The organism is Ectothiorhodospira mobilis (assembly GCF_900114895.1).
GTDB lineage: Bacteria > Pseudomonadota > Gammaproteobacteria > Ectothiorhodospirales > Ectothiorhodospiraceae > Ectothiorhodospira > Ectothiorhodospira mobilis_A.
Window position 1 is genome coordinate 111,502 of the sequence record NZ_FOUO01000003.1, and the last position, 26,770, is coordinate 138,271.

Genomic DNA, 26,770 nt, shown 5'->3' on the forward strand with positions numbered 1-26,770 from the left:
CCTGCCGATGGGTGCAACGGGAAGCAGAGCATGAGTGAGGATCTGGTCAACATCGAGGTGGACGGCATCCCCCTGAAGGCGAAGAAGGGGACCATGCTGATCCGGGTGACAGACGAGGCGGGGATCCGCATCCCCCGGTTCTGTTACCACGACAAGCTGTCGGTGGCCGCCAACTGCCGCATGTGCCTGGTGGAGGTGGAAAAGGCCCCCAAGCCCATGCCCGCCTGTGCCACCCCCGTGGCCGAGGGCATGCGCGTGTGGACCCGTTCGCCCAAGGCCCTGGCGGCGCAGAAGGCCACCATGGAGTTCCTGCTCATCAATCACCCCCTGGACTGCCCCGTGTGCGACCAGGGCGGGGAATGCGAGCTCCAGGACGTGTCCATGGGCTATGGCGAGGGCATCTCCCGCTACAGTGAGGCCAAGCGTGCGGTGAAGGACAAGGACATCGGTCCCCTCATCGCCACGGAGATGACCCGCTGCATCCACTGCACCCGCTGTGTGCGCTTCGGCGAGGAGATCGCGGGCCTGCGGGAGCTGGGGGCCACCGGTCGCGGCGAGTTCATGGAGATCGGCACCTTCGTGGAGAAATCGGTCACCTCGGAGCTCTCCGGCAACGTCATCGATCTGTGCCCCGTGGGGGCCCTGACCGCCAAACCCTCCCGCTTTACCTACCGTGCCTGGGAGCTGGTGCAGCATGCCAGTGTGGCGCCCCACGACGGTGTGGGATCCAACATCCACCTGCACACCTACAACGGCCGGGTCATGCGCGTGGTGCCCCGCCACAATGAGGCGGTGAACGAGACCTGGATCTCCGACCGCGACCGCTTCAGCTACACCGGCCTTGGGGCCGCCGACCGGCTCACCGCCCCCATGATCCGCGAGGGGGACCAGTGGGTGACCACCGACTGGGAGACGGCCCTGACGCGGGTGGTGGAAGGCCTGCGGGGGCAGCCGGCCGAGGCCTGCGGGGCCCTGCTCTCGCCCCAGGCCAGCGTGGAGGAGCTCTACCTGGCGCAACAATGGCTGCGGGGCCTGGGGGTCCGCAACCTGGATCATCGCCTGCGCCAGAGCGATTTCAGCGATCAGGACCGGGCCCCGCTGTTCCCCTACCTGGGGGATGCCCTGGAGGCCCTGGAGCAGACCCGCGCCTGCCTGCTGGTGGGCTCGGAGATCCGCAAGGATCAGCCCCTGGCGGGCCACCGCCTGCGCAAGGCGGCCCTGGGCGGCGCCCGGGTCATGGCCATCAATCCCCGTCAGGTGCCCTTCAATTTCCCCGTCGCCGAGACGGTGAGCGCCGATCCCCGGGGGATGGTCCTGGCCCTGGCGGGGGTGGCCCGTGCCGCCCTGGAGCGGGCCGGGCGCACCGCGCCCGAGGGGTTCAAGGCGCTGCTGCAGGCGGCCCGCACAGACGAGACGGTACGGGCCATGGCCCAGGCCCTGGCGGAAGGGGAGGGGGCCCGCGTCCTCTTGGGCGTGCAGGCCCATGCCCATCCCCACTTCGCCCTGCTGCGCGCCCTGGCGGGGCTGGTCTGTGAGACCACCGGTGCCACCCTGGGGTATCTCCCGGACGGCGGCAATGGCGCCGGCGCCTGGCTCGCCGGCGCCGTGGCGCACCGTGGCCCCGCGGGCGAATCCCTGGATGCGGCGGGGCAAACCCCGGACCAATGGCTGCAGCCGGGCCTCAAGGGCTGTCTGCTGCTGAACGTGGAGCCGGACATGGACTGCGAGGATCCGGCACGGGTCATGAAGGCCCTGGGTTCGGCCGCCTTCGTGGCCGCCCTGACCCCCTTCGCCGGGGAGGCCCTCAAGCGCGTGGCCCATGTCCTGTTGCCGGTGGCCACCTTCGCCGAGACCTCGGGCACCTATGTCAATGTCGAGGGACGCTGGCAGAGCGTGGCCGGGGCCGCGCAGCCCCCGGGGGAGACCCGGCCGGCCTGGAAGGTGCTGCGGGTGCTGGGCAACATGAGCGGCCTTGAGGGGTTCGAATACCTCTCATCCGAAGAGGTGCGCGACGCCCTCAAGGACCGCCTCCGGGCCGCCGGGGTGGAGGGTTTCGACACCGTCTACCGCCACGACGGTGCCTCTCTGGCGGTGCCCGAGGCCAGCCGTGGCCTGCAGCGCATCGGCGCGGTGGGTCCCTATGGGGTGGATTCCCTGGTGCGCCGGGCGGCCCCCCTGCAGGCGACGCAGGACGCCGGGGCCCATGCCCTGGCCCGTATCCACCCCCGCCAGGCCCGGTCCCTGGGACTGGAGGAGGGCGATCAGGTGGAGGTGCGCCAGGAGGGGCTCTCGGCGCGTCTGCCCCTGGCACTGGATGAGGCCATCCCCGAGGGTTGCCTCTGGCTCCCCGTGGGCGTGGCCGCCACCCGGCACCTGGGCCGCAGCCACGGCGCGGTGGAACTGAACAAGGTCTGAGATCGGGGTCCGAGTATGCAAGCCATCGTTCAATACTGGGAAGGACTGCCGGTGATCATGCAGATCTCGGCCAAGATCACCCTGCTGCTGACGCCGCTGCTCCTGGCCGTGGCCTATACCACCTTCGCCGAGCGCAAGATCATCGGCTATATGCAGATCCGCATCGGGCCCAACCGGGTGGGGCCCCGGGGCTTCCTGCAGCCCATCGCCGATGCCCTCAAGCTGCTCACCAAGGAGGTGATCGTCCCCACCAACGCCAACCGCTATCTGTTCCTGACGGCGCCGGTGCTGGCCATCGCCCCGTCCCTGGCGGCCTGGGCGGTGGTGCCCTTCGACGACGGCATGGCCATCGCCGACATCAACGCCGGTCTGTTGTACATCCTGGCCCTCACCTCCCTGGGGGTGTACGGCATCATCGTCGCCGGCTGGGCCTCCAACTCCCGCTATGCCCTGTTGGGGTCATTGCGTTCGGCGGCCCAGATCATCTCCTATGAGATCGCCATGGGTTTCGCCCTGGTGGGGGTCATCATGGCCGCCGGCAGCTTGAACCTGGGGGAGATCGTCGAGGCCCAGCGGGGGAGCGTGTACCATTGGTTCCTGTTGCCCCTGCTGCCCCTGTTCCTGGTGTACTTCATCTCGGGGGTGGCGGAGACCAACCGGGCTCCCTTCGACGTGGCGGAGGGGGAGTCGGAGATCGTGGCCGGCTTCCATGTGGAATACTCCGGCATGGCCTTCGCCGTGTTCTTCCTGGCGGAGTACGCCAATATGATCCTCATCTCCGCCCTCACGGCCCTGCTGTTCTTGGGCGGCTGGCTCTCCCCCCTGGAGGGCCTCCTGCCGCAGGCGGCCTTTGCCCTGCCGGTGATCGGCTGGGTCCTGGATGGCGGCATCCACTGGTTCCTGGCGAAGACGGCTTTCTTCCTGTTCCTGTTCCTGTGGTTTCGCGCCACCTTCCCCCGCTACCGCTATGACCAGATCATGCGCCTGGGCTGGAAGGTGCTGATCCCCGTGACCATCGTCTGGCTCTTCCTCGAGGGCGTGGCCGTCGCCTTCGGCCTGGGCCCGTGGTTCGCTTGAAGGAGGGAATGATCATGGCCACGGCGATTCTGCAGTTCTTCAAGACCTTCATGCTGTGGGAGCTGCTGGTGGGGCTCAAGCTCACCGGCCGGCACCTCTTCAGGCGCAAGATCACGGTCCAGTTCCCGGAGGAGAACACCCCCATCTCCCCCCGCTTCCGCGGTCTGCACGCCCTGCGCCGTTACCCCAACGGGGAGGAGCGCTGCATCGCCTGCAAGCTGTGCGAGGCGGTGTGCCCGGCCCTGGCCATCACCATCGAATCGGCCCTCCGGGAGGACGGTACACGGCGCACGACGCGCTATGACATCGACCTGTTCAAGTGCATCTACTGCGGCTTCTGTGAGGAGGCCTGTCCGGTGGACTCCATCGTGGAGACCCACATCCAGCACTATCACTTCGAGTCCCGGGGCGAGCAGATCATGACCAAGGAGAAGCTCCTGGCCATCGGGGACAAGTACGAGGCCGAGATCGCGGCCGCCCGCGCCGCCGACGCGCCCTATCGTTGAGGAGGAGGCCCCGATCATGACTGTGGAAGAGATCCTGTTCTATGCCATGTCCACCGTGCTGGTGGGTGCGGCGGTGGCCGTGATCACGGTGCGCAACCCCGTGCACGCGGCCCTGGCCCTGGTGCTGGCCTTCTTCGCCACCGCATTCCACTGGGTGATGCTGGAGGCGGAGTTCCTGGGCATCCTCCTGGTGCTGGTGTACGTGGGGGCGGTGATGGTGCTGTTCCTGTTCGTGGTCATGATGCTGGACATCAATGTGGCCCGCATGCGCGAGGGTTTCGCCCGCTTCCTGCCGGTGGGTCTGGTGGTGGCCGTGGGCATGATGGGGCTGATGGCCATGGTGGTGGGGGCCGGGGTGTTTCGCATCCCGGGACCCGAGCGGGCCGCGGCGGATCACAGCAACACCGCGGCCCTGGGGCATCTGCTCTACACCGAGTACGTCTATCCCTTCGAGATCGCGGCCGTGATCCTGCTGGTGGCGATCATCGCCGCCATCGTCCTGACCCTGCGGCGGCGGCCGGGGACCCTTCACCTGGACCCGGGGCGGCAGGCCCGGGTGCGGCGCAACGAACGGGTGCGCATGGTGAAGATGCACAGCGAAAAACAATAAAGGGGAACGCAACCGCGGGCCGGGGAGCCGGCCGCCGCCGGGGGTCAAGGGGCCTTCCGGGGGTGGCCTGCGCGCCGCCGGTCCTGGGCTGAAACCACCTGGGCAGGGGGCGTCGGGAGACCTGCGCAGGGCCAAACAACGGGACCAACCATGATTCCTCTGTCGCATTACCTCGTGCTCGGGGCGATCCTGTTCGCGCTCAGCGTGACCGGGATCTTCCTGAACCGGAAAAACCTGATCATCCTGCTGATGTGCGTCGAGCTCATGCTGCTGGCGGTGAACATGAACTTCGTGGCCTTCTCCCATTACCTGGGGGATCTGGTGGGGCAGGTGTTCGTGTTCTTCATCCTCACCGTGGCGGCCGCCGAGGCGGCCATCGGCCTGGCCATCCTGGTGCTGGTGTTCCGCAACCGCGAGACCATCAACGTCCAGGATCTGGACGAGATGAAGGGGTAAGACCATGGAATCGATCTATCTCGCCATCGTGCTGGCCCCGCTGCTGGGTGCCGCGGTCGCCGGTCTCCTGGGGCGCCAGGTGGGCCGGGCAGGGGCCCACAGCGTCACCATCGCCGGGGTGGCCGTATCCTTCTTCCTCTCGGCATACGTCTTCTGGCAGCACGCCGTGGCCGGGGCGGCCCCCTATAACGACAGCGTCTATACCTGGATGGTCGCGGACGGCTTCCGCTTCGAGGTGGGCTTTCTGGTGGACCGGCTGACGGCCCTGATGATGCTGGTGGTGACCTTCGTCTCCTTCATGGTGCACATCTACACCATCGGCTATATGCGGGACGACCCGGGCTACCAGCGCTTCTTCGCCCTCATCTCCCTGTTCACCTTCTCCATGCTGATGCTGGTGATGGCGAACAACTTCCTGCAGCTGTTCTTCGGCTGGGAGGCGGTGGGCCTGGTGTCCTACCTGCTCATCGGCTTCTGGTTCCGGCGGCCCTCGGCCATCTACGCCAACCTCAAGGCTTTCATCGTCAACCGCGTGGGGGACATGGCCTTCGTGCTGGGCATCGCCGCCCTGGTGCTGCACACCTCCAGCCTGGACTACGCCACCCTCTTCGCCCGGGCCGAAGAGCTCTCGGGCATCACCCTGAGCCTGCTGCCGGGCACCGAGTGGTCCCTGCTCTCCGTGGCCTGCATCCTGCTCTTCATCGGCGCCATGGCCAAGTCGGCCCAGGTGCCGCTGCATGTGTGGCTGCCCGATTCCATGGAGGGCCCCACCCCCATCTCCGCCCTGATCCACGCCGCCACCATGGTGACCGCCGGGATCTTCATGGTGGCGCGCATGTCGCCCCTGTACGAGCACTCCGTGGCGGCCCTGGGCTTCATCCTGGTGATCGGCGCCATCACGGCCTTCTTCATGGGGCTCATCGGCCTGGTGCAGAACGACATCAAGCGGGTGGTGGCCTATTCCACCCTGTCCCAGTTGGGCTACATGACCGTGGCCCTGGGGGCCTCGGCCTACGCCGCGGGCATCTTCCATCTCATGACCCACGCCTTCTTCAAGGCCCTGCTGTTCCTGGCCGCCGGTTCGGTGATCATCGCCATGCACCACGAGCAGGACATGCGCCGCATGGGGGGGCTGGGCAAGTACATGCCGGTGACCTATGTCACCGCCCTGGTCGGGGCCCTGGCCCTCATCGGCTTTCCGGGCTTCTCCGGTTTCTTCTCCAAGGATGGCATCATCGAGGCGGTGCACCTGTCCTCCACCCCCGGCGCCGGTTTCGCCTACGTCCTGGTGCTGGCGGGGGTCTTCGTCACCGCCCTGTACACCTTCCGCATGTTCTTCATGGTGTTCCACGGCGAGGAGCGCTTCCGCCATGCCCCGCCGCCGGACCATGGTCAGGATGACGCCCACGGTCACCATGGTCACGGGGGCGAACCCCACGAATCCCCCTGGGTGGTGACCCTGCCCCTGGTGCTGCTGGCCATCCCCTCGGTCTTCGCCGGCTATCTCATCGGCCCGCTGCTCTTCGGGGACTTCTTCGATGGCGTCCTCCATGTGGACCCGTCCCGGGACGTGCTGGCGGAGCTGGGGCACCACTACCACGGGGTGTGGGGCTATCTCGCCCACGGGTTCATGATGCCCCCCTTCTGGCTGGCCATGGCCGGGCTGGTGAGCGCCTGGTATATCTACCTGCGCCGGCCGGGGATCGCCCGGGTGGCCCGGGAGCGCCTCCCCTGGCTGCACGCGACGCTGCAGCGGGGCTATGGCTTCGACGCCTTCAACGACGCGGTGTTCGCCGCGGGCACCCGCCGCCTGGGGCAGTTCCTCTGGCGCTTCGGGGATGCCCTGATCATCGACACGCTCCTGGTGAATGGCAGCTCGCGCGCGGTGGGCTGGGCGGCGGGCCGGCTGCGCCTGGGCCAGACCGGCTACCTCTACCACTACGCCTTCGCCATGATCATCGGGTTGCTGGGGCTGATCCTGGCCTTCGCCCTCTGAGGCCGGACCGGGCACCACAACGGATTCAACGCGGGTTTCCATTGGGACGATTTCATGTTCGCTGACTGGCCACTGCTGTCTCTTGTCATCTGGACGCCGATCCTCGGCGGGCTCATGGTGCTGATCCTGGGGGACCGGGTGCCCGAGGCGTCGCGGCGCCTGGCCCTGGCCTTCGCCGTGCTCACCTTCCTCATCAGCATCCCCCTGTTCGTGTACTTCGACCGGGGCACCCACGAGATGCAGTTCCAGGAATGGGTGCCCTGGATCCAGGCCTTCGACATCCACTACCACCTGGGGGTGGACGGGATCTCCATGCCGCTGATCCTGCTCACCGCCTTCACCACGGTACTGGTGGTGATCGCCGCCTGGGACGTGATCCAGTACCGGGTCTCCCAGTACATGGCCGCCTTCCTCATCCTCGAGGGGCTCATGCACGGCGTCTTCGCTGCCCTGGATGCGGTGCTGTTCTACGTCTTCTTCGAGGCCATGCTCATCCCCATGTTCCTGGTGATCGGCATCTGGGGCGGACCCAACCGCATCTACGCCACCCTGAAGTTCTTCCTCTACACCTTCTTCGGGTCGGTGTTTTTGCTGATCTCCCTGATCTATCTCTATGTCCAGGCAGGCAGCTTCGCCATCCTGGACCTGCATCAGGTGCCCCTGGGGATGACCGCCCAGGTGCTGCTGTTCCTGGCCATGCTGCTGGCCTTCGCGGTGAAGATCCCCATGTTCCCGGTGCACACCTGGCTGCCGGACGCCCACGTGGAGGCCCCCACCGGCGGGTCCGTGATCCTGGCGGCCATCATGCTGAAGATCGGCACCTACGGCTTTTTGCGCTTCAGCCTGCCCATCCTGCCGGACGCCAGCATGGCCCTGGACTGGCTGATGATCACCCTGTCCCTCATCGCCGTGGTGTACGTGGGGCTGGTGGCGTTGATGCAGCAGGATATGAAGAAGCTCATCGCCTATTCCTCCATCGCCCACATGGGTTTTGTCACCCTGGGGCTGTTCATCCCCTTCATGGTCTTCGCCAACACCGGCGACTGGCAGGGGGCGGCCCTGGGGATCAGCGGCGGCATGGTGCAGATGATCTCCCATGGCCTGGTCTCGGCGGCCCTGTTCCTCTGCATCGGGGTGCTCTATGACCGCATGCACACCCGCCGCATCGCCGACTACGGCGGCGTGGCCAACACCATGCCCTGGTTCGGGGCCCTGTTCGTGCTGTTCGCCATGGCCAATGCCGGCCTGCCGGGCACCTCCGGCTTCGTGGGCGAGTTCATGGTGATCCTGGCCAGCTTTCGCGCGGACTTCTGGATCGCCTTCCTGGCGGCCACCACCCTGGTGCTGGCGGCGGCCTACACCCTCTGGCTGGTGAAGCGGGTGATCTACGGCGAGGTGGCCAACGATCAGGTGGCCCAACTGCAGGACCTGAACCGCCGCGAGTTCTGGGTGCTGGGGGTGCTGGCCGTGGCCGTGCTCCTGCTGGGGGTGTGGCCGGCGCCGCTGCTGGACGTGATGAACGAAACCGTGGACCACCTGGTGCGGCACATCGCCGTCTCCAAGCTCTAAGCGCGACTGGATACCGATATGAACCTCCATCTGCCGGATTTCGCTCCCGTCCTCCCCGAGCTGACGGTCATGCTCATGGCCTGCGCCATCCTGGTGATCGATCTGTTCCTGCCCCAGGAGCGGCGCCACATCACCTATGGCCTGACGCAGTTCACCCTGCTGGGCGGGGTGGCCCTGATCCTGGTCCTGGCCACGCCGGACCCCCGCATCACCTTCGGCGGCAGCTATGTGGCCGATCCCCTCTCGGACCTGCTCAAGTCCGCCGTGCTCCTCATCTCGGCGGTGGTGTTCCTCTACGCCCGGCCCTATCTCCAGGCCCGGGAGCTGTACAAGGGGGAGTTCTACGTCCTGGGCCTGTTCGGGGTGCTGGGGATGATGGTGATGATCTCCGCCCACAGCCTGCTCACCCTGTACCTGGGGCTGGAGCTGCTGGCCCTGAGCCTCTATGCCCTGGTGGCCTTCAACCGGGACGCCTCCGCGGCCTCGGAATCGGCCATGAAGTACTTCGTCCTGGGTTCCATCGCCTCGGGCATGCTGCTCTACGGCATGTCCCTGCTCTATGGCATCACCGGCAGCCTGAATCTCACCGGCGTGGCCGCGGGTATCGTCGCCGGTCTCACCTCCCCGGATCTGAATCTGGCCCTGGTGTTCGCCCTGGCCTTCGTCGTGGTGGGGATCGGCTTCAAGCTGGGGGCGGTGCCGTTCCACATGTGGATCCCGGATGTCTACCACGGGGCCCCCACCCCCGTGGCCCTGTTCATCAGCGCCGCGCCCAAGATCGCAGGTTTCGCCATCGCCATCCGCCTGCTGGTGGACGGCCTGGCCCCCCTGCAGGAGAGCTGGAGCGGCATGCTCCTGGTGCTGGCGGTGCTCTCTCTGGCCATCGGCAACGTGGTGGCCATCGCCCAGACCAACATCAAGCGCATGTTCGCCTATTCCACCATCGCCCACATCGGCTTCGTGGTCATGGGGCTCATGGTGGGCAACGAGCAGGGCTATGCCGCGGGCATGTTCTATGTCCTGGTCTATGCCCTCATGTCCGCCGGGGGGTTTGGCATGATCATGCTCCTCTCCCGCAAGGGCTTCGAGGCGGATAACCTGGAGGACTTCAAGGGCCTGAATGACCGCAGCCCCTGGTTCGCCTTCGTCATGCTGCTGCTCATGTTCTCCATGGCGGGCATCCCGCCCACCGTGGGCTTCTACGCCAAGCTGGCGGTGCTGCAGTCGGTGATCCAGGCGGATCTGATCTGGCTGGCGCTCTTCGCCGTGATCCTGTCCGTGATCGGGGCCTTCTACTACCTGCGGGTGGTCAAGTTCATGTACTTCGACAAGCCCGTGGACGATGCCCCCCTCACGGGCAGCGGGGACTTCAACGTGGTGCTGTCCTTGAACGGCCTGGCCATGATCGCCCTGGGGCTGTTCCCAGGGGTCTTGATGTCCCTCACGGCGGCCGTGCGATAATACGCCCATGAATACGCTCCAGTGGGTCGCCGTGGTCTATATCGCCGTCCTGATCCTGGCGGCCAACCTGCCGTGGATTACGCGGCGCATCCTCTTCGTGCTCCCCCCCCGGGGGAAGGAGAAGGGGGCCGCCTGGCGGGTACTGGAATGGGCCCTCCTGTACGGCCTCATGTTGGGCCTGGGGATGGGGCTGGAGCGGTATCTCACCGGGACCTTGCACCCCCAGGGTGGGGGCTTTTATGCCATCACCCTGATGCTGTTCGCGGTGTTTGCCTTCCCCGGGTTCGTCTATCAGTACGACCTGCGCCGTCATCTGATGCGGCGCACCCCCGGGGAAGGGGCTGCGGGGGGTTGAAATCCCCGGGGCAAGGGGTTATCATTCAAATCCTCAGTTGCGGGGTGGAGCAGTCTGGCAGCTCGTCGGGCTCATAACCCGAAGGTCGCAGGTTCGAATCCTGCCCCCGCTACCAGGTACCTTGAAAAGGCCCCTTCTGGGGCCTTTTTATTAGCCGGACGATGCATGTCCCGCCCGGGATCCCGATCCGGGACGCGGGCGGCGCAAGCGGACATCTCCGGCGGTATTCATGAATGGGCCCTGGGGCCCATTTTTTGTTTGTGGAGTCGGTGTGCGACAGGATTCCCTGGAACTGGATCGATTGCTGCGCCCGGTGGTCACCGGCATGGGGTATGTGCTGTGGGGCCTGGAGTACCGGGTCCAGGGCCGCAGCGCCCTGCTCAGGCTCTTCATCGATGCCCCCCAGGGGGTGACCCTGGACGACTGTGCCGCGGTGAGCGACCAGGTGAGCGGTGTGCTGGACGTGGAGGATCCCATCCCCGTCCCCTACCGCCTGGAGGTGTCCTCACCGGGGCTGGACCGCCTCCTCTTCGAGCCGGCGCATTACGACCGTTACCGGGGCGAGGAGGTGCGCGTGCGCACGGCCTGGCCGGTGGAGGGGCAGCGCAACTTCAGGGGCGTGATCCGGTCCGTGGAGGAGGGCAGCGTGGAACTGGAGGTGGACGGCCGCAGGGTGCGCCTGCCCCTGGAGGCCGTGACCCGTGCCCGCCTCGTGCCGCGGGCGGGGCAATGAGGGCCCGCGCGGTGGCCCGTTCCGAGATGACGGCGACCCGGTCGATCCCGCGAGGGGGCGGGCCGGGCATAGCGATTTGGAGTCGTTTGTAATGAGCAAAGAAATCCTGCTGGTGGTGGATGCCGTATCCAACGAGAAGGGCGTCGACAAGGGCGTGATCTTCGAGGCCATCGAATCCGCCCTGGCCTCGGCCACGCGCAAGAAGCACGGTGGCGACATCGATGTGCGCGTGAGCATCCACCGGGACACCGGGGAATACGAGGCCTTCCGGCGCTGGCGCGTGGTGGATGACGAGGATCCGGAATTCGAGTCCCCCGAACGGCAGATCCTCTATTCCTATGCCATCCAGGACCATCCCGAGGCGCAGGTGGGCGACTACATCGAGACCCCCATCGAGTCGGTGGAGTTCGGCCGCATCGCCGCCCAGACCGCCAAGCAGGTGATCGTACAGAAGGTGCGCGAGGCGGAACGGGCCAAGGTGGTGGAGGAGTTCCAGGACCGGGTGGGGGATCTGCTCATGGGCACGGTGAAGCGCTCGGAGCGCAGCGGTGTCTTCCTGGATCTGGGGGGCAACGCCGAGGGTTTCATCCCCCGGGAGGAGATGATCCCCCGGGAGACGGTGCGCCCCAACGATCGCCTGCGTGGTTATCTGCGGGAGGTGCGCGCCGAACAGCGGGGTCCGCAGCTCTTCATCAGCCGCACCGCCCCGGAGTTCCTGGTGGAACTTTTCAAGCTGGAGGTGCCCGAGGTGGGCCAGGGCCTGATCGAGATCATGGGCGCGGCCCGGGATCCGGGTATGCGCGCCAAGATCGCGGTACGCTCCCACGACCCCAGGCTCGATCCCGTGGGCGCCTGTGTGGGCATGCGTGGGTCCCGTGTGCAGTCCGTCTCCAATGAGCTGGCGGGAGAGCGCATCGACATCATCCTCTGGGACGAGAATCCGGCGCAGTTCGTCATCAACGCCATGTCCCCGGCGGAGGTGCTGTCCATCGTGGTGGACGAGGACCGGGCCAGCATGGACATCGCCGTGTCCGAGGAGAAGCTCTCCCAGGCCATCGGCCGCGGTGGGCAGAACGTGCGCCTCGCCTCCCAGCTCACCGGATGGGAGCTGAACGTGATGAACGAGCAGCAGGCCCAGGAGAAGACGGAGCAGGAGACGGCCGAACTGCAGCAGCTGTTCATGGACAGTCTGGATGTGGACGAGGAGGTGGCCGGCATCCTGGTGCAGGAGGGCTTCTCCAGCATCGAGGAGGTGGCCTATGTCCCCACCGCGGAGATGCTGCAGATCGAGGAGTTCGACGAGGAGATCGTGAACGAACTCCGCGGACGTGCCCGCGATGCCCTGCTCACCCGGGCCATCGCCTCGGAGGAGCAGTTCCAGGGTGGCGAGCCGGCCGAGGACCTGCTGGCCATGGAGGGCATGGACCCGGAGCTGGCCCGGCAGCTGGCAGGGCAGGGGATCTGTACCATGGAGGATCTGGCCGAGCAGTCGGTGGACGATCTCGTGGAACAGATCCGACTGGACCCGGAAAAGGCAGCAAGCCTCATCATGGCGGCCCGTGCCCCCTGGTTTGCGGACCAGGCCAAAGACGCGTAAGTCAGACGGACCCCGCGCGCCCGCCGTGCGCGCCCCTTGCGGCCTTTTGGGCCGCGGCCGGGTCTGCGGAAGCATTGAGATCGGAGGTAACGGCACATGACCGACGTTACGGTGAAACAGTTGTCCGAAGTGGTGGGAACACCGGTGGAACGGCTGCTTGAACAGCTGTCCGAGGCCGGCGTGCCCGTCGCCGATCCCGATCAGTTGGTCACCGAAGAGCAGAAGATGCAGCTGCTGGAGCACCTGCGCAAGGCCCATGGCCGCTCCGAGGAGAACGGTGGCCGCCGCATTACCCTGCGGCGCCGCAGTACCACGGAGTTGAAGGTCTCCGGGGGGCAGGGGCGTGCCAAGACGGTGAGTGTCGAGGTGCGCAAGCGCCGCACCTACGTCAAGGGCGGTGAAACCCCACAGGCCGCCCCCCCGCCGGCCGCGGCCCCCGAGAAACCCGCGACCGGGCACAAGGAGCCGTCCACGGCAGCGGATACGGCGCGGCCGGAGGCTGAACCGGCAGGGGAGGCCACGACGCCGTCCGGGCGTTCGCCGCAGGAGATGCCGCCGCAGGATCAGACCCCGCAGCAGGAGATCCAGGCCGCCGAGGCGCCTGAATCGGCCGCCGAACCCGCGCCCAGCGCGGAGGAAGAAGAGGCCCGCCGCCGCGAGGCAGAGGAGAAGCGCAAGGCCATGGAGGCGGAGGCCCTCAAGGCCGCTGAGGAAGAGGCCCGCCGCGAGGCCGAGGATGCCGCCCGCCGTGCCGCCGAAGAGGCCGCCCGCCGCGAGGCCGAGGCCCGGGCCGCGGCTGCGGCCGCCCCGCCTGCTCCCGCCGCCCCCCCTGCCGGAGAGGCGGCGCCGGCGCCCTCGTCGGATCAGCCCCGCCGCCGCCGCCGTGGCAAAGGGCGGGACGAGGACAGCAAGTCCCGGCGTGAGGAGCTGCATGTGGCCAGCGAGAAGCGCGGCCGCCGCGGCAAGGGCAAGGGCGGACGTGCCGCGTCCCCGCAGACCCCGAGCAAACACGGCTTCGAGAAGCCCACGGCGCCGGTGGTGCGGGAGGTCAGCCTGCCCGAGACCATCACCGTGGGCGAACTGGCCCAGAAGATGGCCATCAAGGCCCCCGAACTCATCAAGGCCCTCATGGGCATGGGCGTGATGGCCACCATCAACCAGACCATCGACCAGGATACCGCCACCCTGGTGGTAGAGGAGATGGGGCATATCCCCAAGCCCATGCAGGAAGGCGAGGTGGAGGACGAACTGGTGCCGGAGGCCGAGGAACAGGGCGAGGCCCTGCCGCGTCCGCCGGTGGTCACGGTGATGGGGCATGTGGACCACGGCAAGACCTCCCTGCTGGACCACATCCGCCTGACCAAGGTCGCTTCCGGCGAGGCGGGGGGCATCACCCAGCACATCGGTGCCTACCACGTGCCGTTCAAGGACCGCACCGGCATCACCTTCCTGGACACCCCGGGCCATGCCGCTTTCACCGCCATGCGGGCCCGCGGGGCCAAGGTGACGGATGTGGTGGTCCTGGTGGTGGCCGCCGACGATGGCGTCATGCCCCAGACCCTGGAGGCCATCCAGCACGCCCAGGCCGGTGAGGTGCCCATGGTGGTGGCCGTGAACAAGATCGACAAGCCCGAGGCGGACCCGGATCGGGTGAAGAGCGAGCTGGCCCAGCACAACGTCATCTCCGAGGAGTGGGGCGGGGAAACGCAGTTCGTCCATGTCTCGGCCATCACCGGCGAGGGGGTGGATGCCCTGCTGGAGGCCATCCAGTTGCAGGCGGAACTGATGGAGCTCAAGGCCCCCCGGGAGGGACCGGCCCGCGGCGTGGTGGTGGAATCCCAGCTGGACAAGGGGCGCGGTCCGGTGGCCACGGTGCTGGTGCAGTCCGGCACCCTGCAAAAGGGGGACATCGTCCTCTCGGGGCAGGAATACGGCCGCGTGCGTGCCATGTTCGACGAGAACGGCAAGCCGGTGAAGTCCGCCGGGCCCTCCATTCCCGTGGAGATCCTGGGGCTCTCGGGCGTACCCAACGCCGGGGATGACGTCCTTGTGACCGCCGACGAACGCAAGGCCCGGGAAGTGGCCCTGTTCCGTCAGGGCAAGTTCCGCGAGTCCAAGCTGGCCACGCAGCAGGCCGCCAAGCTGGAGAACCTGTTCAGCCAGATGCAGGAGGGGGCCGCGCCGGTGGTCAACATCCTGCTCAAGGCGGACGTGCAGGGTTCCGCCGAGGCGCTGCGGGATTCCCTGGAGAAGCTCTCCACCGACGAGGTGAAGGTGAAGATCGTGGCCGCCGGTGTGGGCGGCATCACCGAATCCGATGTGAACCTGGCCGCGGCCTCCAAGGCCATCATCATCGGCTTCAACGTGCGTGCCGACGCCGGTGCCCGCAAGACGGCCAGCGACGAGGACATCGACCTGCGCTACTACAGCGTCATCTACGAGGCCATCGACGACGTCAAACAGGCCCTGTCGGGGCTGCTGTCGCCGGAACTGCGCGAGGAGATCATCGGCCTGGCCGAGGTGCGGGACGTGTTCAAGTCTTCCCAGTTCGGCGCCGTGGCCGGCTGTCTGGTGGTGGAGGGCAGCGTCAAGCGCGGCAACCCCATCCGCGTGCTGCGGGACAACGTGGTGGTCTACGAGGGTGAACTGGAATCCCTGCGCCGCTTCAAGGACGACGTCAATGAGGTGAAGACCGGCACCGAGTGCGGCATCGCCGTGAAGAACTACAACGACGTCAAGCCCGGGGATCAGATCGAGGTCTATCATCGCGTGGAGGTGGCGCGGACGCTGTAACCGCGCCCGCCCTTCCTTTCCCCAACGGACCCGGAGGCCTCCATGCCCAGAGACTATTCACGCCCGCAGCGCGTCGGGGACCAGATCCAGCGGGAACTCTCCGAGCTGATCCGTCAGGAGCTGAAGGACCCCCGGGTGGGGATGCTCACCCTCTCCGGCGTGGAGGTGAGCCGCGACCTGGCCCATGCCAAGGTGTTCTTCACCGTGCTCGGGGATGCGCAGGCCATCGCCGGCACCACCGAGGGATTGCGCCGGGCCGCGGGTTTCCTGCGCCGGGAGCTGGGGCGGCGCATGCGCATCCGTACTGTGCCCGAGCTGCATTTTCATTACGACGACACCCAGGTGCGCGGCGCCCGCATCTCGGCCCTCATTGACGAGGCCGTGGCCGAGGACCGTGCCCGCCATGGGGATGACCCCCCCGCAGATGAACCCGATCCCGCATGAGCAAGCCCAGGATCCCGCGCCGTGATGTCCACGGCATCGTCCTTCTGGACAAGCCGTCCGGTTACACCTCCAATCAGGCCCTGCAGCGGGTGAAGTATCTCTTTCGCGCCCGCAAGGCAGGCCATACCGGCAGCCTGGACCCCCTGGCCACCGGGCTGCTGCCCCTGTGCTTTGGCGAGGCCACCAAGGTGTCCGGCTTCCTGCTGGATGCGGACAAGCACTACCAAGTCAACTGCCGTCTGGGGCAGCGCACCCTCACCGGCGATGCCGAGGGGGAGGTGGTGGAGACCCAGGCCGTCCCCCCCCTGAGCCGTGAACAGGTGGAGGCGGTGCTGGCGGGATTCCGCGGTGAGATCCAGCAGGTGCCCCCCATGTACTCGGCCCTCAAGCACCAGGGGCAGCGCCTCTACGACCTGGCGCGCAAGGGCCAGGAGGTGGAACGCAGGCCGCGCCAGGTGCGCATCCATGCCCTGGAATGCCTGGCCCTGGAGGGGGAGTGGCTCAGCCTGGATGTGGTCTGCTCCAAAGGGACCTATATCCGCACCCTGGTGGAGGACATCGGGGCGGCCCTGGGCTGCGGCGCCCATGTCACGGTGCTGCGGCGCCTCGGTCTGGGCGCCTACCAGAACCCGCAGATGATCCCCCTGGAGCGCCTGGAGGCCCTGGCCGAGGAGGGGCCCGAGGCCCTGGACGGCGTCCTGCGCCCCGTGGACGAGGCCCTGGCCCATTGGCCTGCCGTGGAACTGGATGCCGACAGCGCCTTCTACCTGCGCCAGGGCCAGGCGGTCTTCGTCCCCGGATGCACTGCGCAGGGATGGCTGCGGGTCTATGGCCCGGGGCCGCGTTTCCTGGGGATCGGCCGGTTGCAGGACGACGGCCGGGTGGCCCCGAAACGCCTCATGGTGCCCGCCGCCCGGGGCTAAACCCCTGTTCCGCCGGGGGGGTGCATGCTAGAATCCTACGCCTTCGGAATCGATAGAACGAACGGCCCATTGGCCGGTTCCCATCCCAGGAGCCCAGAAAGCAATGTCCCTGAGCAGTGAATTCAAAGCCGAGATCGTCGAGAAGTACAAGCGCGACGCCTCCGACACCGGTTCCCCCGAGGTGCAGGTGGCCCTGTTGTCCGCCCGCATCCAGCACCTGATGGATCACTTCGCCAAGCACAAGAAGGATCATCACTCCCGTCGCGGTCTGCTGAAGATGGTGAACCAGCGCCGCAAGCTGCTGGATTACCTCAAGGGCAAGGACCAGCAGCGTTACCAGGATCTGGTCAGCAGCCTCGGCCTGCGCCGCTGAATCCGCGGCCCTCGCCTCCAGTCCAGCACCACCCAACCGAAGCGGGAATCGTCGTGGCGCCCATCAGCAAGTCGTTCCAGTACGGTCAGCACACCGTCACCCTCGAAACCGGCGAGATCGCCCGCCAGGCCAGCGGCGCCGTCATGGTCAACGTGGCCGGCACCGTGGTCCTGGTGACGGCGGTGGGGCGCAAGGAGGCCGTCCCGGGACGGGACTTCTTCCCCCTGACGGTGAACTATCAGGAACGCACCTATGCGGCGGGGCGCATCCCCGGCGGGTTCTTCAAGCGCGAGGGCCGTCCCTCGGAGAAGGAGACCCTCACCTGCCGGCTCATCGACCGCCCCCTGCGCCCGCTGTTCCCTAAGGGGTTCACCAACGAGGTGCAGATCGTGGCCACGGTCATGTCCCTGAACCCGGAGGTGGATCCGGACATCCCGGCCCTGCTGGGGGCCTCCGCTGCGGTGGCCCTGTCCGGGATGCCCTTCAACGGCCCCATCGGGGCGGCCCGGGTGGGTTACCGCGACGGCGAGTATGTGCTCAACCCGGACCTGAGCCAGCTCAAGGATTCCCAGCTGGACCTGGTGGTGGCGGGCACGGAGAACGCCGTCATCATGGTGGAGTCCGAGGCCAGCATCCTGCCGGAGGAGGTCATGCTCGGCGCCGTCATGTACGGTCACGAGCAGATGCAGACCGCCATCCAGGCCATCCAGGAACTGGCCGCCGAGGCGGGCAAGCCGGCCTGGGACTGGCAGCCCCCGGAGCAGGACACCACGCTGCAGGAGCGCATCGAGGCCCACTGCGCGCAGGACCTGACGACCGCCTATCAGATCCCCGAGAAGCAGGCGCGCACCCTGCGCATCGCGGAGCTGCGCGAGGCCGTGACAGCGGCCTTCGCCACCGGGGAGGAGGATGCCGCGTCGGCCGAGACCGTAAAGGAGATCTTCCACGGCATCGAGAAGCGCATCGTGCGCCAGCGCATCCTGGACGGTGAACCCCGCATCGACGGGCGCGATACCCGTACCGTGCGCCCCATCGGCGTGCGCGCCGGTGTGCTCCCGCGTACCCATGGCTCCGCCCTGTTCACCCGCGGCGAGACCCAGGCCATCGTCACCGCCACCCTGGGCACCGACCGGGACTCCCAGATCATCGACGCCATCGAGGGGGAGCGCCGCGAGCGCTTCATGCTGCACTACAACTTCCCCCCCTACTGCACCGGCGAGACCGGCATGGTGGGTTCGCCCAAACGCCGGGAGATCGGCCATGGGCGTCTGGCCAAGCGCGGCGTGCAGGGGGTGATGCCGGCGGAGGAGGACTTCCCCTACGTGCTGCGGGTGGTCTCGGAGATCACCGAATCCAACGGTTCCAGCTCCATGGCCTCGGTCTGCGGCACCAGCCTGGCCCTGATGGACGCTGGCGTGCCCCTTAAGGCCCCGGTGGCCGGCATCGCCATGGGGCTGATCAAGGAGGGGGATCGCCACGCGGTCCTTACCGATATCCTGGGGGATGAGGACCACCTGGGGGATATGGACTTCAAGGTGGCCGGCACCGAGGAGGGGGTCACCGCCCTGCAGATGGACATCAAGATCGACGGCATCACCCGGGATATCATGGAGAAGGCCCTGGCCCAGGCCCGGGAGGGACGCCTGCACATCCTGAGCGAGATGGGCAAGGTCCTCAGCGCCCCCCGTGGCGAGATGTCCGACTATGCCCCCCGGTTCATCACCCTGCGCATCAACCCCGAGAAGATCCGGGACGTGATCGGCAAGGGGGGCGCCACCATCCGCGCCCTTACCGAGGAGACCGGGGCCACCATCGACATCGACGATTCCGGCGTGGTCAAGATCGCCTCCGTGGACAAGCAGGCGGGCGAGGAGGCCCGGCGCCGCATCGAGGAGATCACTGCCGATGTGGAGGTGGGCAAGGTCTACCAGGGGCGCGTGGCCAAGATCATGGACTTCGGGGCCTTTGTCACCATCCTCCCCGGCCGCGACGGGCTGGTGCACATCTCCCAGATCTCCGAGGAGCGGGTGGAGAGCGTCTCCGACAAGCTCAGCGAGGGCGAGAGCGTGAAGGTGAAGGTCCTGGAGGTGGACAAGCAGGGCCGCATCCGGCTGAGCATGAAGGCCGTGGGCGGCGGTGACTGAAGTCCCTTTCCCCGGCCATGCCAACCTGTATCGCATCAAGGGGCCCTTCGGGGCCCCTTTGCGTTTCCGCTCCCAGATCCGGCCCCCGCCGGCCCGATCATTCCCCTTGCGCGGCGGGTACGGCGACCTCTCTTTCGTCCCTTTTGCCCCTTTCCGCCGGCAGCTGTCCACCGACTGCCTCCCCGGGGGCGTGCGATGCGTCCTCCGGGGCCGGGATGGCCAGGAGCGGGGGCTGAGCGGATTCAGTCATGATGGGATCGGTACTCCGTCGGCTTGGGAAACTACACCCGGGTTGGCGCCCGGACGGGGGCTGCATTAGCATGTAACGGGCCGGGACGCGGCCAGGTGAGGACCGGTTGCCGGGCATCGCAGTGGTGCCATGGACCATCCCGTCCTTGAAAGACCACACCAACCCACCCCGGGTGGGGATGAAAAGGGGGGTTTGAACGTGCGTACCGCGATCGGAATGGGCATCTTTTTGGCGGGGGCGGTCTGGTTGTTCGCCACGGTCCCGGGACTGCCACAGGAGGCCAAGGGCATGGAATTGGTCTGGCCCTTCCTCCCGGCGGTGGCGGTGATGATCCTGGGTCTGGGGATCTATGCCTGGGGCGGGGACAGGACCCGGGCGCAGACGGAGCCCGGCCAGGGTTCCTGATCCCTTCCCCTCTGGGCGGGACCGTCGGCATACCGCCAACGCGGCCCCGCCCAGGGGGTGGACCGGCCTCAGCCGGCATCCTCCCCGTCCTGACGCTTCGCGGCGCGCTCTTCCTTGAGATACTGCGCCTTCTCCTTTACCAGCACCCCCGCCAGCAGCACCAGGGCCACCAGGTTGGGCGCCGCCATGAGCCCGTTCAGGGTGTCCGAGATATCCCAGACGGTGCTGAGCCCGCCCACGGCCCCCAGGTAGAGAAAGCCGATGAAGACCACCCGGTAGGGCAGGATGACCCGCCGGCCGAAGGCGTACTCCCAGCTCTTCTCCCCGTAGAAGTTCCAGGTGAGCATGGTGGTGTAGGAAAAGAGCACCAAGGAGAGCAGGACGATCCAGCCGCCGACGCCCGGCAGCCCATTGGAGAAGGCGGTGGAGGTGAGTTCCGCCCCCGTCTGGCCCGTACCGATGGCCCCGGTCACCAGGATCACCAGGGCGGTCATGGTGCACACCACCAGGGTGTCCACGAACACCTCCCACATGCCCCAAAGGCCCTGGGCAAAGGGCTTGTTCTGGGCCTGGGCATGGACGATGGAGGCCGATCCCAGGCCCGCCTCGTTGGAGAAGATGCCGCGGGCGATGCCATAGCGGATGGCGCTGCCCACGGTGGCCCCGGCGAAGCCCCCCACGGCGGAGGCGGGGGAGAAGGCCCCCGTGAAGATCTGCGCGAAGGCCTCCGGGATGCGGTCATAGAAGCTCACCAGGATCCCGATGGCGCCGATGACATAGATCAGGGCCATGGTGGGGACGATGCGCTCGGCAGTGACGGCGATGCGCCGGATCCCGCCCAGGGTGACCAGGCCCACCAGGAACATGATCACCAGGCCCGTGAGCCAGTCGGGCACGCCCATGCCGGTCTCCAGGGCATGGGCCATGGTGTTGGCCTGCACCATGTTGCCGATGCCGAAGGCCGCGACCCCCGCGAGGACGGCATACACCAGGGCCAGCCACTTCCAGCGGCTTCCCAGGCCGTGTTCGATGTAGTAGAACACGCCGCCGGAGACATGGCCGTCCGCGTCCACCTGGCGGTACTTCAGCCCCAGGGTGGCCTCCGCCAGCTTCGTGGCCATGCCCACCAGGGCCACCACCCACATCCAGAAGACGGCGCCGGGACCGCCCAGGGCGATGGCCGTGGCCACCCCGGCGATGTTGCCCACGCCGATGGTGGCCGCCATGGCGGAACTCACCGCCTGGAAGGGGGAGATGGCCCCCTTCTCCACCGCCTTGCGGCGCCGAAAGAGGGTGCCGAAGGTGCGCCGCCAGGCGAAGCGCAGGTGGGTGAACTGGAAAAAGCCCAGGCGCAGGGTGAGATAGGCCCCCGTGCCCACCAGCAGGATCATGAACGGAGGCCCCCAGACGATGCCGTTGATCCAGTCGTTGAACACCATGAGTCCCTGAAGCATGTCGTGATTCTCTCCTCGCAGCAGGGGCCGCCGTGGCGGCCGTGGATGGGTATGGGTATCCCGCCGCCCCCGTGGGGGCCGGGAAAGGGCATCACATCCCGGTCATGGCGTCAAACCAGGCCGGGATGCGGCGCTCATGCCAGTAGCGTCCCCAGCCCTCGACAAAACCGGCATGACCGCCTGCGTCGGTGATCTCCAGGCGGATGTCTTGGGAGAGCTCCCCGGCCGTGGGGATGACCTGGGGGCTCATGAAGGGGTCGTTGCGGGCATGGAGGATCAGGGTGGGGATCCGGATCCCCTGCAGGCGGGGCCGGCAGCTGCAGCGGGTGTAGTAGTCGTCCACCCCGGCAAAGCCGTGCAGCGGGGCCGTCACGGCATCGTCGAAGGCGCGGAAGGTGTGTGCCCGCCGCACCGCCGCCGCGTCCACCGGAAGGTCCATGTGCCCCGCCTTGCGCGCCAGGGCGCGCTTGAGCCGGGTGAGCAGATGGCGTTGATAGAGGCGGGACGCCCCGCGTTCCATGCGCCGTGCGGCGCCGTCCAGGTCAAAGGGGACGGACAGGGCCGCCGCGGCGGTCAAGGGGGCGGCCGCGCCCCTCTCCCCCAGCCACTGCAGCAGGGCGTTGCCTCCCAGGGAGATCCCCACGGCCCCCAGGGGACGCTCGGGGAAACGCCCGCGCAGCACCCCCACCACGTGTTCGAGATCGCCGGTGTCTCCGGCGAAGTAGCTGCGGGGCAGGCGGTTGGGTTCGCCGGAGCAGCCGCGAAAGTGCATTGTCAGGGCCTGGAAACCCGCTGCGTGCAGGCAGCGCATGAGTCCGGCGGCGTAGGGGGAACGGCTGGAGCCCTCCAGGCCGTGGAGCAGGAGGATGACCGGACCGGCCGCCGCCGGGGCCCAGTCCAGGTCCAGGAAGTCCCCGTCGGGCAGCTCCAGGCGTTCCCGGCGCAGGGGCAGTTGCACCCGGGGGCGCAGCAGGGCCGGGACCACGGTCTGCAGATGGGCGCCCGGCAGCCAGGGGGCGGGTCGGAAATCCCCTTCGACAATCATGGGGTGTGCTTCTCCTTGTCCGTGGGCCACAGGCGGGGATCGGACGATGAGGGGGTCTGCCGGGACGGCCCTTGAAACCCGCCCATCGAGGGGCTAAAAGGGGAGGGCCATTCCCACACCGAAATCAGGCACTGCATGGACCTCTCCTCGATCAAAGACGCCTACCGGCGCTATGCCCGCCATTACGATACCGTATTCGGCCCCGTCTTCGCCGCCGGCCGGCGCATGGCGGTGCAGCGCGTGAACACGCGCCCGGGACAACGCATCCTGGAGGTGGGGGTGGGCACGGGACTTTCCCTGCCGGATTACCGCGATGATGCACGGGTCACGGGCATCGACGTCAGTCCCGAGATGCTCCAGGTGGCCCGGCGTCGGGTGGAGGCCCTGGGCCTTGCCCATGTGGAGGGCCTGGTGGAGATGGACGGGGAATGCCTGGGGTTCCCCGACGATCACTTCGACGCCGTGGTGGCCATGTACGTGGCCTCGGTGGTGCCCCATCCGGACCGGCTCATGGCGGAGATGCAGCGGGTCTGCGCCCCCGGGGGGGACGTGCTGGTGATCAACCACTTCGCCTCCACCCATCCCCTGGTGCGCCGGGCGGAGCGGGCCCTGCGGCCGCTGTCGCGCCTGGTGGGCTTTCGCACCGACATGGAACTGGACAGCCTGCCGGAGCTGCCGGATCTGCACCGGGTGAGCGTGGAGCCGGCCAACCTGTTCGGCTACTGGAAGCTGGTGCACTACCGCAACGGGGCAATGCCCCTGGGGGAGGGCGGCGGCGTCCCGGAGGTGCAACCGGTGGACCAGCCGGGCTGATCCCCTTGGGCGGATCCCGCTGGCGGGGTATCCTGAAGCGGGCGGCATCGTCCAGGTAACGGCCAGGGGGACCCATGGGCATCGATTGGCAGCGCTACGACCCCGGCGGGTTCTACGACGAGCTCATGGCCGCCCCCGGACAGCCGCGTCCCGCCGCCCGCACCCTGGCCAACTACCTGGCCTCCCTGGGGGATGCGGAGATCCAGGAGCGGCGCCTGGCGGCGGAGCACGCCATCCTGGAGATGGGCATCTCCTTTACCGTCTACACCGAGGGGGGCAACATCGACCGGGCCTGGCCCTTCGACATCATCCCCCGCATCATCCCCCTGGAGGAATGGATCCGGGTGGAGCGGGGCCTGCGCCAGCGCCTCACCGCCCTGAACCGTTTCATCGACGACCTCTACAACGAGCGGCGCATCGTCCGGGACGGGGTGGTGCCGGAGGCGGTGCTGGCCCATTCCCGCAACTTCCGCGAGCAGTGCCGGGGTATGCGGCCGGTGCACGGGGTCTGGGCCCACATCTGCGGCTCGGACCTGGTGCGCGATGCCGACGGGTGCTTCTATGTCCTGGAGGACAACCTGCGGGTGCCCTCCGGGGTCTCCTACATGCTGGAGAACCGGCAGGTGACCAAGCGGGTCTTCCCGGAGCTGTTCGAACATCACAGCATCCGTCCCGTGGACGAATACCCGGCCCAGCTCTTCGACATGCTGGCCAGTCTCTCCCCCCGTCCCATGGACTACCCCCAGGTGGTGGTGCTCACCCCGGGGATCTACAACTCCGCCTACTTCGAGCACGCCTACCTGGCCCAGCGCATGGGGGCGGAGCTGGTGGAGGGGGCCGACCTCAGGGTGGCGGAGGACGACTGTGTCTACATGCGCACCATCGAGGGCCCGGCACGGGTGGACGTGATCTACCGGCGCATCGATGACCTGTATCTGGATCCGGAGGTCTTCCAGCCCGACTCCCTGCTGGGGGTGCCGGGGCTGATGCGCGCCTGGCGGGCCGGCAACGTGGCCCTGGTGAACGCACCCGGGGCCGGCGTGGCGGACGACAAGGTGATCTACGCCTTCGTCCCCGACATGATCCGCTACTACCTGGACGAGGCGCCGATCCTGCCCAACGTGCCCACCTACCTGTGCATGGACCCGCGCCAGCGGGAGCACGTGCTGGCCCATCTGGACCAACTGGTGGTGAAACCCGCCAACGAATCGGGCGGTTACGGCATGCTGGTGGGCCCCCATGCCACCCCGGAACAGCGCCAGGCCTTCGCCGACCTGATCCGCCGCGATCCGCGCAACTACATCGCCCAGCCCACCCTGCAGTTGTCCACGGCCCCCACCCTCTGCGACGGGGCCGTGGAGCCGCGACACCTGGACCTGCGTCCCTTCGTCCTGCAGGGGGTGCGCAGTGACGTCACCGCCGGCGGGCTCACCCGCGTGGCCCTGCGCCGGGGCTCCCTGGTGGTGAATTCCTCCCAGGGCGGGGGCAGCAAGGACACCTGGATCGTGGATACGGACCCCGGGGACTGACACCCATGCTCTCCCGCGTCGCCGAACGGCTCTACTGGATGGCCCGCTACCTGGAACGGGCCGAGAACACCGCGCGCATGGTCACGGCCTTCAACCACCTGGCCCTGGACATGCCCCGGCAGGTGCGCCTCTCCTGGCGGGGCCTGGTGGCCATCACCGGCAACGAGGCGGTGTTCGATGCCCGCTATCCGGAATACACGGAGGCCGACGTCATCCGCTTCCTGCTGGGGGACCCGAGGAACCCCGGGTCCATCCTCCATTGCCTGACCCAGGCCCGGGAGAACGTGCGCACCACCCGGGACCGGGTCCCCACCGAGGTCTGGGAGACAGTGAACGAGCTGCATCTCCACGCCCGCTACAAGCTGGACGCCGGGGAGGGCAAGCGCGGGCGGTACCGTTACCTGTCCCAGATCCGGGACCGCTGCCAGCAGATCACCGGCATGCTGGCGGGCACCATGAGCCATGACCAGGGCTACGAGTTCATCCGCGCCGGACGCAACCTGGAGCGGGCGGACATGACCTCCCGCCTCCTGGACGTGGGGGCGGTGGGCCTGCTGGCCCGGGAGGATGGGGCGGAGGGGGCAGAGGCCTTGGCCATGGAGGGGTTGCTGTGGATGAACGTGCTCCGCTCCCTGAGTGCCTTCCAGATGTACCGCCAGCACGTGCGCCGGCGCATCAATCCCGCCGATGTGCTGCGTTACCTCATCCAGGACACCCAGTTCCCCCGGGCCATCGCCCATGCCCTGGGGGAGGTGGAGGGCAGTCTGGCCCGGCTGCCGCGGGGCGATCTGCCCCTGCGCCTGGCCCTGCAGGTGAAGCGCCACGCCCTGGAGGCGGACATCGAACCCCTCCTGGAGGCCCGTGTCCTGCATCGCTTCATCGATGACCTGCAGCGGGAGATGGGGGATCTGCACGGCCTGATCAGCAATACCTGGTTCCATCCCGGTACCGCCGGGGGGCGGCAGGTGCAGACCGCCGGGGACTGATCCCCCGGCGTTACCGGGACGGGTCGTGCCGTACCGGCACGGGGGCCCCCGCCGATTCCCAGTCGAACCGCGGCAGGTCGCGGAAGGCGCGGCGGATGTTGTCGTCCCAGGCCGCCTTCAGGTCCGCCAGATAGGGATCGTCCGCCTCCAGGCACAGGTAGTGCTCGAAATGCAGGCGGTCCCGTTCGTAGACGATCACCTCCAAAGGGGGGCCCACGGTGACGTTGGAACGCATGGTAGAGTCGATGGACACCAGGGCGCAACGGGCCGCGTCCCCCAGGGGGGTGTCGCGGGTGATGATGCGGTCCAGGATGGGCTTGCCGTACTTGCTCTCGCCGATCTGCAGGTAGCGGGTCTGGGCGGAGGTGGTGATGAAGTTCCCCTGGGGATAGATCAGGAAGAGTTCCGGGGCCTGTTGGCGCAGCTGTCCCCCCAGGATGAACGTGGCCTCCGCCGTGAAGCCCGCGCGGGTGAGGGCCTCGCCGTGTTTCTCCTGCTCCTCGCGGTTGATCCGGCCCAGGTACTCCGCGGCTCCGGCCATGTCCCGCACCGTGTACAGGCTGTGGGCGGCGCCGTCCTCGATGTCGCGGCGCAACCGCCCCAGGACCGCCTGGGTGGTGGCCAGGTTGCCCGCCGTGAGCAGCACGAAGACCCGCTCTCCGGGGCGTTCGAAGGTGTGCATCTTGCCATAGGTGCTCACCTGGTCGGCCCCGGCGTTGGTGCGGGAGTCCGAGGCGAAGACGAGTCCGGCATCCACGGTGAGGGCGAGGCAGTAGGTCATGGCAAGGCGGTCCGGGGGCGGGGGTGCTGCATGGTAGCAGGGGGCGGGCCCCGGC

Annotated in this window: 23 protein-coding genes and 1 tRNA gene; 21 read left to right on the forward strand and 3 right to left on the reverse strand. The window is 67.8% G+C overall.

The features are described 5' to 3' along the window. Nucleotides 1-30: 30 nt before the first annotated feature. From nuoG to BM214_RS03515, 18 genes are all read left to right on the forward strand, one after another. A complete protein-coding gene (nuoG, locus tag BM214_RS03430; RefSeq protein WP_090483811.1) occupies nucleotides 31-2,415 on the forward strand; it encodes an NADH-quinone oxidoreductase subunit NuoG in 2,385 nt (794 codons plus the stop codon). Between the two features lie 15 nt (nucleotides 2,416-2,430). Beyond that, on the forward strand, nucleotides 2,431-3,492 hold the full coding sequence (gene nuoH, locus BM214_RS03435) for an NADH-quinone oxidoreductase subunit NuoH (protein ID WP_090483812.1): 1,062 nt from the start codon (nucleotides 2,431-2,433) through the stop codon (nucleotides 3,490-3,492). Nucleotides 3,493-3,506: 14 nt separating this feature from the next. Beyond that, nucleotides 3,507-3,998, forward strand: a complete 492-nt coding sequence (gene nuoI / locus BM214_RS03440; protein WP_090483907.1) for an NADH-quinone oxidoreductase subunit NuoI — start codon at nucleotides 3,507-3,509, stop codon at nucleotides 3,996-3,998. 16 nt (nucleotides 3,999-4,014) lie between these two features. Continuing rightward, nucleotides 4,015-4,608, forward strand: a complete 594-nt coding sequence (locus tag BM214_RS03445; protein WP_090483813.1) for an NADH-quinone oxidoreductase subunit J — start codon at nucleotides 4,015-4,017, stop codon at nucleotides 4,606-4,608. A 150-nt stretch (nucleotides 4,609-4,758) separates the two neighbouring features. Then, a complete protein-coding gene (gene nuoK, locus BM214_RS03450; protein WP_090483814.1) occupies nucleotides 4,759-5,064 on the forward strand; it encodes an NADH-quinone oxidoreductase subunit NuoK in 306 nt (101 codons plus the stop codon). A gap of 4 nt (nucleotides 5,065-5,068) precedes the next feature. Next, the gene (gene nuoL / locus BM214_RS03455; protein WP_090483815.1) at nucleotides 5,069-7,060 is read left to right on the forward strand and encodes an NADH-quinone oxidoreductase subunit L; all 1,992 of its coding nucleotides are present in this window, start codon (nucleotides 5,069-5,071) and stop codon (nucleotides 7,058-7,060) included. A gap of 54 nt (nucleotides 7,061-7,114) precedes the next feature. Next, a complete protein-coding gene (locus BM214_RS03460; RefSeq protein WP_090483816.1) occupies nucleotides 7,115-8,629 on the forward strand; it encodes an NADH-quinone oxidoreductase subunit M in 1,515 nt (504 codons plus the stop codon). Nucleotides 8,630-8,647: 18 nt separating this feature from the next. Continuing rightward, nucleotides 8,648-10,090, forward strand: coding sequence for an NADH-quinone oxidoreductase subunit NuoN (nuoN, locus tag BM214_RS03465; RefSeq protein ID WP_090483817.1), 1,443 nt, complete (start codon nucleotides 8,648-8,650; stop codon nucleotides 10,088-10,090). A 7-nt stretch (nucleotides 10,091-10,097) separates the two neighbouring features. Further along, nucleotides 10,098-10,445, forward strand: a complete 348-nt coding sequence (locus tag BM214_RS03470) for a DUF2818 family protein (RefSeq protein ID WP_090483818.1) — start codon at nucleotides 10,098-10,100, stop codon at nucleotides 10,443-10,445. Nucleotides 10,446-10,483: 38 nt separating this feature from the next. Further along, nucleotides 10,484-10,560: transfer RNA gene (locus BM214_RS03475), tRNA-Met, on the forward strand. Between the two features lie 171 nt (nucleotides 10,561-10,731). Next, on the forward strand, nucleotides 10,732-11,178 hold the full coding sequence (gene rimP / locus BM214_RS03480) for a ribosome maturation factor RimP (protein WP_090483908.1): 447 nt from the start codon (nucleotides 10,732-10,734) through the stop codon (nucleotides 11,176-11,178). A 91-nt stretch (nucleotides 11,179-11,269) separates the two neighbouring features. Continuing rightward, complete coding sequence (nusA, locus tag BM214_RS03485; protein WP_090483819.1) at nucleotides 11,270-12,775, forward strand: transcription termination factor NusA; 1,506 nt, start codon at nucleotides 11,270-11,272, stop codon at nucleotides 12,773-12,775. A 96-nt stretch (nucleotides 12,776-12,871) separates the two neighbouring features. Next, nucleotides 12,872-15,568 carry a translation initiation factor IF-2 gene (infB, locus tag BM214_RS03490; RefSeq protein WP_090483820.1) on the forward strand — a complete coding sequence of 899 codons (2,697 nt, stop codon included), beginning with the start codon at nucleotides 12,872-12,874 and terminating at the stop codon, nucleotides 15,566-15,568. A gap of 42 nt (nucleotides 15,569-15,610) precedes the next feature. Continuing rightward, a complete protein-coding gene (gene rbfA / locus BM214_RS03495) occupies nucleotides 15,611-16,012 on the forward strand; it encodes a 30S ribosome-binding factor RbfA (RefSeq protein ID WP_090483821.1) in 402 nt (133 codons plus the stop codon). Further along, nucleotides 16,009-16,935 carry a tRNA pseudouridine(55) synthase TruB gene (truB, locus tag BM214_RS03500; protein WP_090483822.1) on the forward strand — a complete coding sequence of 309 codons (927 nt, stop codon included), beginning with the start codon at nucleotides 16,009-16,011 and terminating at the stop codon, nucleotides 16,933-16,935. The genes rbfA and truB overlap by 4 nt, the downstream gene beginning before the upstream one ends. A 103-nt stretch (nucleotides 16,936-17,038) precedes the next feature. Continuing rightward, entirely contained in the window at nucleotides 17,039-17,308 is a 270-nt protein-coding gene (rpsO, locus tag BM214_RS03505; protein ID WP_090483823.1) for a 30S ribosomal protein S15, read from the forward strand. 53 nt (nucleotides 17,309-17,361) lie between these two features. Then, nucleotides 17,362-19,452: a polyribonucleotide nucleotidyltransferase gene (gene pnp / locus BM214_RS03510; RefSeq protein WP_090483824.1), complete on the forward strand. Its 2,091-nt coding sequence runs from the start codon at nucleotides 17,362-17,364 to the stop codon at nucleotides 19,450-19,452. Nucleotides 19,453-19,900: 448 nt separating this feature from the next. Continuing rightward, the gene (locus tag BM214_RS03515) at nucleotides 19,901-20,107 is read left to right on the forward strand and encodes a hypothetical protein (protein WP_143096338.1); all 207 of its coding nucleotides are present in this window, start codon (nucleotides 19,901-19,903) and stop codon (nucleotides 20,105-20,107) included. A 68-nt stretch (nucleotides 20,108-20,175) separates the two neighbouring features. Here BM214_RS03515 and BM214_RS03520 read toward each other — a convergent pair whose 3' ends face one another. Together BM214_RS03520 and BM214_RS03525 are read right to left on the reverse strand one after the other, a co-directional pair. Further along, complete coding sequence (locus tag BM214_RS03520) at nucleotides 20,176-21,561, reverse strand: alanine/glycine:cation symporter family protein (protein WP_090483826.1); 1,386 nt, start codon at nucleotides 21,559-21,561, stop codon at nucleotides 20,176-20,178. A 91-nt stretch (nucleotides 21,562-21,652) separates the two neighbouring features. Continuing rightward, nucleotides 21,653-22,606: a hydrolase gene (locus BM214_RS03525; RefSeq protein WP_090483827.1), complete on the reverse strand. Its 954-nt coding sequence runs from the start codon at nucleotides 22,604-22,606 to the stop codon at nucleotides 21,653-21,655. A 135-nt stretch (nucleotides 22,607-22,741) separates the two neighbouring features. Between BM214_RS03525 and BM214_RS03530 the strand changes: the two genes are divergently transcribed. The 3 genes from BM214_RS03530 to BM214_RS03540 all read left to right on the forward strand — a co-directional run bounded on the left by BM214_RS03530 (nucleotide 22,742) and on the right by BM214_RS03540 (nucleotide 25,934). Beyond that, nucleotides 22,742-23,419, forward strand: coding sequence for a class I SAM-dependent methyltransferase (locus BM214_RS03530; RefSeq protein WP_090483828.1), 678 nt, complete (start codon nucleotides 22,742-22,744; stop codon nucleotides 23,417-23,419). Nucleotides 23,420-23,493: 74 nt separating this feature from the next. Next, entirely contained in the window at nucleotides 23,494-24,948 is a 1,455-nt protein-coding gene (locus BM214_RS03535; protein WP_090483829.1) for a circularly permuted type 2 ATP-grasp protein, read from the forward strand. 5 nt (nucleotides 24,949-24,953) lie between these two features. Next, a complete protein-coding gene (locus tag BM214_RS03540) occupies nucleotides 24,954-25,934 on the forward strand; it encodes an alpha-E domain-containing protein (protein ID WP_090483830.1) in 981 nt (326 codons plus the stop codon). 10 nt (nucleotides 25,935-25,944) lie between these two features. Here the strand turns inward: BM214_RS03540 and BM214_RS03545 are convergent, their stop codons facing one another. Next, complete coding sequence (locus BM214_RS03545) at nucleotides 25,945-26,715, reverse strand: proteasome-type protease (protein WP_090483831.1); 771 nt, start codon at nucleotides 26,713-26,715, stop codon at nucleotides 25,945-25,947. Between the last annotated feature and the right edge of the window lie 55 nt (nucleotides 26,716-26,770).

Bases quoted from the DNA above. Each gene is read 5' to 3' on its own strand.
- nuoG (WP_090483811.1), top strand. From the start codon at position 31: ATGAGTGAGGATCTGGTCAACATCGAGGTGGACGGCATCCCCCTGAAG.
- nuoH (WP_090483812.1), top strand. From the start codon at position 2,431: ATGCAAGCCATCGTTCAATACTGGGAAGGACTGCCGGTGATCATGCAG.
- nuoI (WP_090483907.1), top strand. From the start codon at position 3,507: ATGGCCACGGCGATTCTGCAGTTCTTCAAGACCTTCATGCTGTGGGAG.
- BM214_RS03445 (WP_090483813.1), top strand. From the start codon at position 4,015: ATGACTGTGGAAGAGATCCTGTTCTATGCCATGTCCACCGTGCTGGTG.
- nuoK (WP_090483814.1), top strand. From the start codon at position 4,759: ATGATTCCTCTGTCGCATTACCTCGTGCTCGGGGCGATCCTGTTCGCG.
- nuoL (WP_090483815.1), top strand. From the start codon at position 5,069: ATGGAATCGATCTATCTCGCCATCGTGCTGGCCCCGCTGCTGGGTGCC.
- BM214_RS03460 (WP_090483816.1), top strand. From the start codon at position 7,115: ATGTTCGCTGACTGGCCACTGCTGTCTCTTGTCATCTGGACGCCGATC.
- nuoN (WP_090483817.1), top strand. From the start codon at position 8,648: ATGAACCTCCATCTGCCGGATTTCGCTCCCGTCCTCCCCGAGCTGACG.
- BM214_RS03470 (WP_090483818.1), top strand. From the start codon at position 10,098: ATGAATACGCTCCAGTGGGTCGCCGTGGTCTATATCGCCGTCCTGATC.
- nusA (WP_090483819.1), top strand. From the start codon at position 11,270: ATGAGCAAAGAAATCCTGCTGGTGGTGGATGCCGTATCCAACGAGAAG.
- infB (WP_090483820.1), top strand. From the start codon at position 12,872: ATGACCGACGTTACGGTGAAACAGTTGTCCGAAGTGGTGGGAACACCG.
- rbfA (WP_090483821.1), top strand. From the start codon at position 15,611: ATGCCCAGAGACTATTCACGCCCGCAGCGCGTCGGGGACCAGATCCAG.
- truB (WP_090483822.1), top strand. From the start codon at position 16,009: ATGAGCAAGCCCAGGATCCCGCGCCGTGATGTCCACGGCATCGTCCTT.
- rpsO (WP_090483823.1), top strand. From the start codon at position 17,039: ATGTCCCTGAGCAGTGAATTCAAAGCCGAGATCGTCGAGAAGTACAAG.
- BM214_RS03520 (WP_090483826.1), bottom strand. From the start codon at position 21,561: ATGCTTCAGGGACTCATGGTGTTCAACGACTGGATCAACGGCATCGTC.
- BM214_RS03525 (WP_090483827.1), bottom strand. From the start codon at position 22,606: ATGATTGTCGAAGGGGATTTCCGACCCGCCCCCTGGCTGCCGGGCGCC.
- BM214_RS03530 (WP_090483828.1), top strand. From the start codon at position 22,742: ATGGACCTCTCCTCGATCAAAGACGCCTACCGGCGCTATGCCCGCCAT.
- BM214_RS03535 (WP_090483829.1), top strand. From the start codon at position 23,494: ATGGGCATCGATTGGCAGCGCTACGACCCCGGCGGGTTCTACGACGAG.
- BM214_RS03540 (WP_090483830.1), top strand. From the start codon at position 24,954: ATGCTCTCCCGCGTCGCCGAACGGCTCTACTGGATGGCCCGCTACCTG.
- BM214_RS03545 (WP_090483831.1), bottom strand. From the start codon at position 26,715: ATGACCTACTGCCTCGCCCTCACCGTGGATGCCGGACTCGTCTTCGCC.